The sequence below is a fragment of the Variovorax sp. 20P10.2.4 genome, assembly GCF_058244205.1.
The window spans coordinates 1-4,329 of sequence record NZ_JBZAYE010000614.1 but is presented as its reverse complement, the minus strand read 5'-3'; the positions used below and the strand labels follow the sequence as shown (position 1 = coordinate 4,329).

Below are 4,329 nucleotides of genomic sequence, written 5' to 3'. Positions count from 1 at the left end.
GCGTCGCTCGGCCTGCCGCGCGAGACCGATCCCTGAGGCACGCCGCCATCGAACAGACACCTCTCACGTCCACAGTCATTCCCATGCTCGAACGAAGCGCAGCCCACTTCCCCCAGTTCTCCCGCCTCGCACCCGACTTCGATCTCGAGGACGTGCAGCCGCCGGCCACCGACGCCGAGATCGCGGCGCTCGAGCAATCGCTGGGCGTGCCGCTGCCGGAGTCCTACAAGCAACTGCTGCGCTGCAGCCGCGGCTTCATGCTGATGGGCGGTGTCGTGCAGTTCGGCGACCAGCATCCGTTCTTCCACGAGTTCGAACCGCTCGATCGGCTCGGCGAGGCGCAGCGCGCCGTGGTCAAGCGCCGCGGCGGCATCTGGCCGCCGCCGTCGAACGGCATGCTGTGCTTCGCGGAGTTCTTCATGGAGGCGGACGGCGACCAGGTGCTGTTCGACGTGAGCCGGGGGCTGGTCGATGGCGAGTACCCGGTCGTCTACTACGCGCATGCCGCCTCGCCGGCCTCGGTGCGCGTGCTCGCGCGCTCGTTCGCCGAGTTCATGGAGGCCTTCCTGCGCTACGAGGAATTCGCCGACGAAAACGAGAAATGAGCGAGGAATGAGCGAGGATTCATCGATTCGCGCACCGCGCCGACGCCCATGACCCACGATTCCCTCGACGCCCCTTCGCTCGCGCTCGTCGATGCCTGCAGCCAGGCCTCGCTCGCGCTGCTCGAAGCCAACCTCACGCCGCACGGCATCCTGGCCGCGAGCCGCACCGAGGCCGCGGTGGCGCGGCGCTACACGCGCATCTTCGGGCGCGACGCCGCGATCTGCGTGATGGCGATGTGCGGCAGCGGCGTGCCCGCGCTCGAGCAGGGTGCGGTCGCGAGCCTCGACGCGCTCGCGGCGCAGCAGGCGGCCAACGGGCAGATCCCGAAGTACGTCGACCCCGAGGGGCAGGACGCCGACTTCTGGTATCTGGGCTGCATCGACGCCACGCTGTGGTGGCTGATCGCGGTGGACCATGTGCGCCGCCACGGCCAGGTGGGCGCCACGCACTGGGCCGATGGCGTGCAGCGCGCGATCGGCTGGCTGCTGGCGCAGGAGCACCAGCACTTCCGGCTGCTGCAGCAGAACGAGGCCAGCGACTGGGCCGACATCATGCCGCGCTCGGGCTACGTGCTCTACACCAACGCGCTGTGGTTCGACGTCAAACGCCGCTTCGCGATCGCGCAGGCCGACGAGACCCGGCACCACTTCAACCACCTGTTCAACCCGTTCCAGCGCGACCTGCCCGAATACCACCGCGCGCGGCTGCTGCAGCACTACGCGCGGCGCGGCCGGCGCGATCCGGGGCTGTACCTGAGCTTCGTCAACCTCGCGGTGGTGGGCGACGAGGGCGACGTTTTCGGCAACGTGCTGGCGATCCAGGCCGGGCTGGCCGACGAGGCGATGGCGCACAGCATCGTCAACACCATCGAGGGCGCGCGCGCGAGCGATCCCTACCCGGTGCGCGTGGTGCTGCATCCGCTGTCGCCGCAGCACGAGCTGTGGCGCGCCTACATGGGCCGGCACCGGCAGAACCTGGTGCACCAATACCACAACGGCGGCATCTGGCCCTTCGTGGGCGGCTTCTGGGCCATGGCGCTGGCGAAGCTGGGGCTCGCGGCCGAGGGCTGGGCCGAGCTCGCGAAGCTGGCGCGCGCCAACGAGCTCGACGGTTGGCGCTTCACCGAATGGTTCCATGGCCGCACGCTGGCGCCGATGGGCATGGCGGGCCAGAGCTGGAATGCCGCCACCTTCCTGCTGGCGCGGCGCGCGCTCGAGGGCGACGCCACGGCCTGGTGAGGGCGCGCTCGAGGGCGGCCGGTTCCCGGTTGCGGCATACTCGCCACCCCTCGCAATCTCCAATCTGCCTCTCGCACAAGACCCCCGCATGGACAAGGAAGTCGACCCCAAAGTACTCGCCGTCATCGATGAGATGCGCCTCTCCGGCCCCCGGCTCACGCCGGTCGACATCGTCGCCAAGATGGGGGTGTTCGACGCGCGCGAGAAGGCCTCGGACCACGCCTGGCTCGCCACCGGCGACAACGTGATCGCCACCATCTGGGGCGAGTACGTGAACCTCGGCGAGGGCGGGCGCTGGTTCTGCCTCGAGTCGCTCGACGTGCAGTTCCGCCCCGGCGGCGGCCCGCGCTCCGCGTTCCAGTCGCAGCGCGCCGCCGACCGCCTCGCGCTGCTCAAGCGCACCTTCGACGCCGGCCAGAATTTCCGCGCCGTGGTGCAGACCAACCGCATCGCCATCGGCGAGATCGAGACCAACCGCAGCGCCAAGGTTTCGACGCGCGTGCGCGACGACGCTGAATGGCATGTCGCGAGCTGGGAACCCGAGCGCAAGTTCGCGGTGCTGGTGCGCGGCCCGCGCGACTGGGCGCCCGACGAGGCCGCGATCCAGGCCGCCCGCGCCAAGGGCAACGTGCCCGACGAGGCCGTGGCCGGTGCCGATGGCGCCTCGAAGCTGGGCTCGGCCGAGGCCGTGCAGGAGGCCGCCATGGACTACGTGATGCGCCACTTCAAGGGCTACGGCTACAACGCCGAGGACGTGCGCAGCCAGAAGACCGGCTACGACATCGTGGTGTCGAACTCGAAGGGCGCGACCCTGCTCAAGGTCACGGTCAAGGGCACGGCCTCGGGCTTCCCGACCTTCCGCCTCACGCGCGAGGAGCAGCTGAGCTCGGTCGGCGAGCCGCTGTGGCGCCTGCTGGTGGTGTCCGACGTGGCGACCCCCACGGCCGCGCACAAGATCTACAAGCCCACCGAGATGACGCAGGCGCCGGGCTTCGAGCCGTTCTGAACCGTCAGGCCTGAGGCTGCTGCTGCTGCGCGGCCTGCAGCTGCGCCGCCATCTTCTGGTGGATCAGGTTCACGGCCTTGAGCGGGCGCAGCATCACCTTGAACTCGGTGATCTTGCCCGCGTCGTTCCAGCGGATCATGTCGACGCCGTTGACCACGATGCCGTCGAGCTCCACCTCGAACTCGAGCACCGCGTCGTGCTCGGCCTTCACTTCGCGCACGTAGCGGAAGCTCGGGTTGAAGAAGACCTCGAAGGCCGCGGCCAGGTAGCGGCGCGTGATCTCCTTGCCGACCTGCGGCTTGTGCACCACCGGCGAATGGAAGACGGCGCTCTCGTCGAGCAGCACGTCGAGCCCCGCCGCGTCGCGCGTCTTCACGAGCTGGTGCCAGGTGGAAAGGGTGTCGATCGACATGTCGTGTGTCCGATGCTGTGGGTGGATGGAGCACGCCATGGTATCGGCTGGCGGCCCTGGGCGTGCTATTCGTCGATGCGCGAAAGCGCCTTGAGCACGGCCACGCCCCTGAAGGCCCGCCAGAGCCCGAAGGGCACCAGCAGCAGGCCGGCCAGCCGATGCCACGACGGTTCCAGGGACAGCGCGACCCAGATCCCGAGCGCGGCGATCAGCAGGCCACCGACGATGTTCACCACGCCGCCGCTGAGCCACTGCCACTGGAGCAGCCGCGCCGTCAGCGACAGCATGCGATCGGCCACCTTCAGTCCGAGCCGGTCGGCCAGCACATAGAGCCCGAGCAGCAGCAACGGCGCCACGGCGATGCCGATCAGGAGATATGCCGCGATGCCGATCAGGGTGTGCATGCGGCCCAGCTTATCAAGCGGGGCGCCGGCTCAGGAGAAGCGATCGAGCAGGCTGTACCAGGCCACGCCGGCCGCGATGTAGAAGCGCTGCAAGCCATGCAGCGGGATCGGCTGGAGCGGCGTCACCGGGTACGGGAAATCCGCCCCCGGCTGCAGCAGCCGCGCCGCCACGTGCCGGCCCATGCTGGTGGCCAGCGCGATGCCGCGACCGTTGTAGCCCAGCGCGATCGTGAGGCCCGGCGCGGGCGTGTGCACATGCGGCATGAAGTCGCGCGTGACGGCGATGCGGCCGGCCCAGCGGTACTCGTATTCGAGCGGCCCGAGCTGCGGAAACAGCAGTTCGAGCGAGCGCTCGAGGTGCGCGAAATCGGCCGGCCCCGCCGGATCAGCGAAGTGGCCTCGACCGCCCATCAGCAGCCGGCCCTGCGCGTCCTTGCGGAAGTACAGCAACAGGCGTTGCGAGGTCGAGGCGGTCTCGCCGCCCGGCAGGATGGCGTGCGCGGCGGCGCCCTGCAGCGGCGCGGTCGCGACGATGAAGCTGTTGGCCGCGAGCACCGTGCGCGAGAGGCCGGGCCACAGGCCGCCGGTGTAGCCATTGGTGGCGATCAGCACCTGGTCGGCGACCACGCTCGCGCCGCTGGCCGTGGTCGCGTGCCACTGCGT

Annotated in this window: 6 protein-coding genes; 3 read left to right on the top strand and 3 right to left on the bottom strand. The window is 69.8% G+C overall.

Annotation, left to right across the window (positions count from 1 at the left end):
- Window positions 1–83 precede the first annotated feature (83 nt).
- The 3 genes from AC27VN_RS34275 to AC27VN_RS34265 all read left to right on the top strand — a co-directional run bounded on the left by AC27VN_RS34275 (window position 84) and on the right by AC27VN_RS34265 (window position 2,850).
- On the top strand, window positions 84–605 hold the full coding sequence (locus AC27VN_RS34275) for an SMI1/KNR4 family protein (RefSeq protein ID WP_490879468.1): 522 nt from the start codon (window positions 84–86) through the stop codon (window positions 603–605).
- A gap of 48 nt (window positions 606–653) precedes the next feature.
- Complete coding sequence (locus tag AC27VN_RS34270) at window positions 654–1,844, top strand: glycoside hydrolase 100 family protein (protein ID WP_490879467.1); 1,191 nt, start codon at window positions 654–656, stop codon at window positions 1,842–1,844.
- A gap of 88 nt (window positions 1,845–1,932) precedes the next feature.
- Entirely contained in the window at window positions 1,933–2,850 is a 918-nt protein-coding gene (locus AC27VN_RS34265) for a protein NO VEIN domain-containing protein (protein ID WP_431510046.1), read from the top strand.
- Between the two features lie 4 nt (window positions 2,851–2,854).
- On the opposite strand, the gene AC27VN_RS34260 is transcribed toward AC27VN_RS34265, so the two are convergent.
- The 3 genes from AC27VN_RS34260 to AC27VN_RS34250 form a co-directional block, all read right to left on the bottom strand.
- Window positions 2,855–3,262 carry a nuclear transport factor 2 family protein gene (locus AC27VN_RS34260; protein ID WP_490879466.1) on the bottom strand — a complete coding sequence of 136 codons (408 nt, stop codon included), beginning with the start codon at window positions 3,260–3,262 and terminating at the stop codon, window positions 2,855–2,857.
- A 65-nt stretch (window positions 3,263–3,327) separates the two neighbouring features.
- Window positions 3,328–3,666: a hypothetical protein gene (locus tag AC27VN_RS34255; RefSeq protein WP_490879465.1), complete on the bottom strand. Its 339-nt coding sequence runs from the start codon at window positions 3,664–3,666 to the stop codon at window positions 3,328–3,330.
- Window positions 3,667–3,696: 30 nt separating this feature from the next.
- Window positions 3,697–4,329: NAD(P)/FAD-dependent oxidoreductase (locus AC27VN_RS34250; protein WP_490879464.1), on the bottom strand; the 633-nt coding region annotated here is incomplete at its 5' end.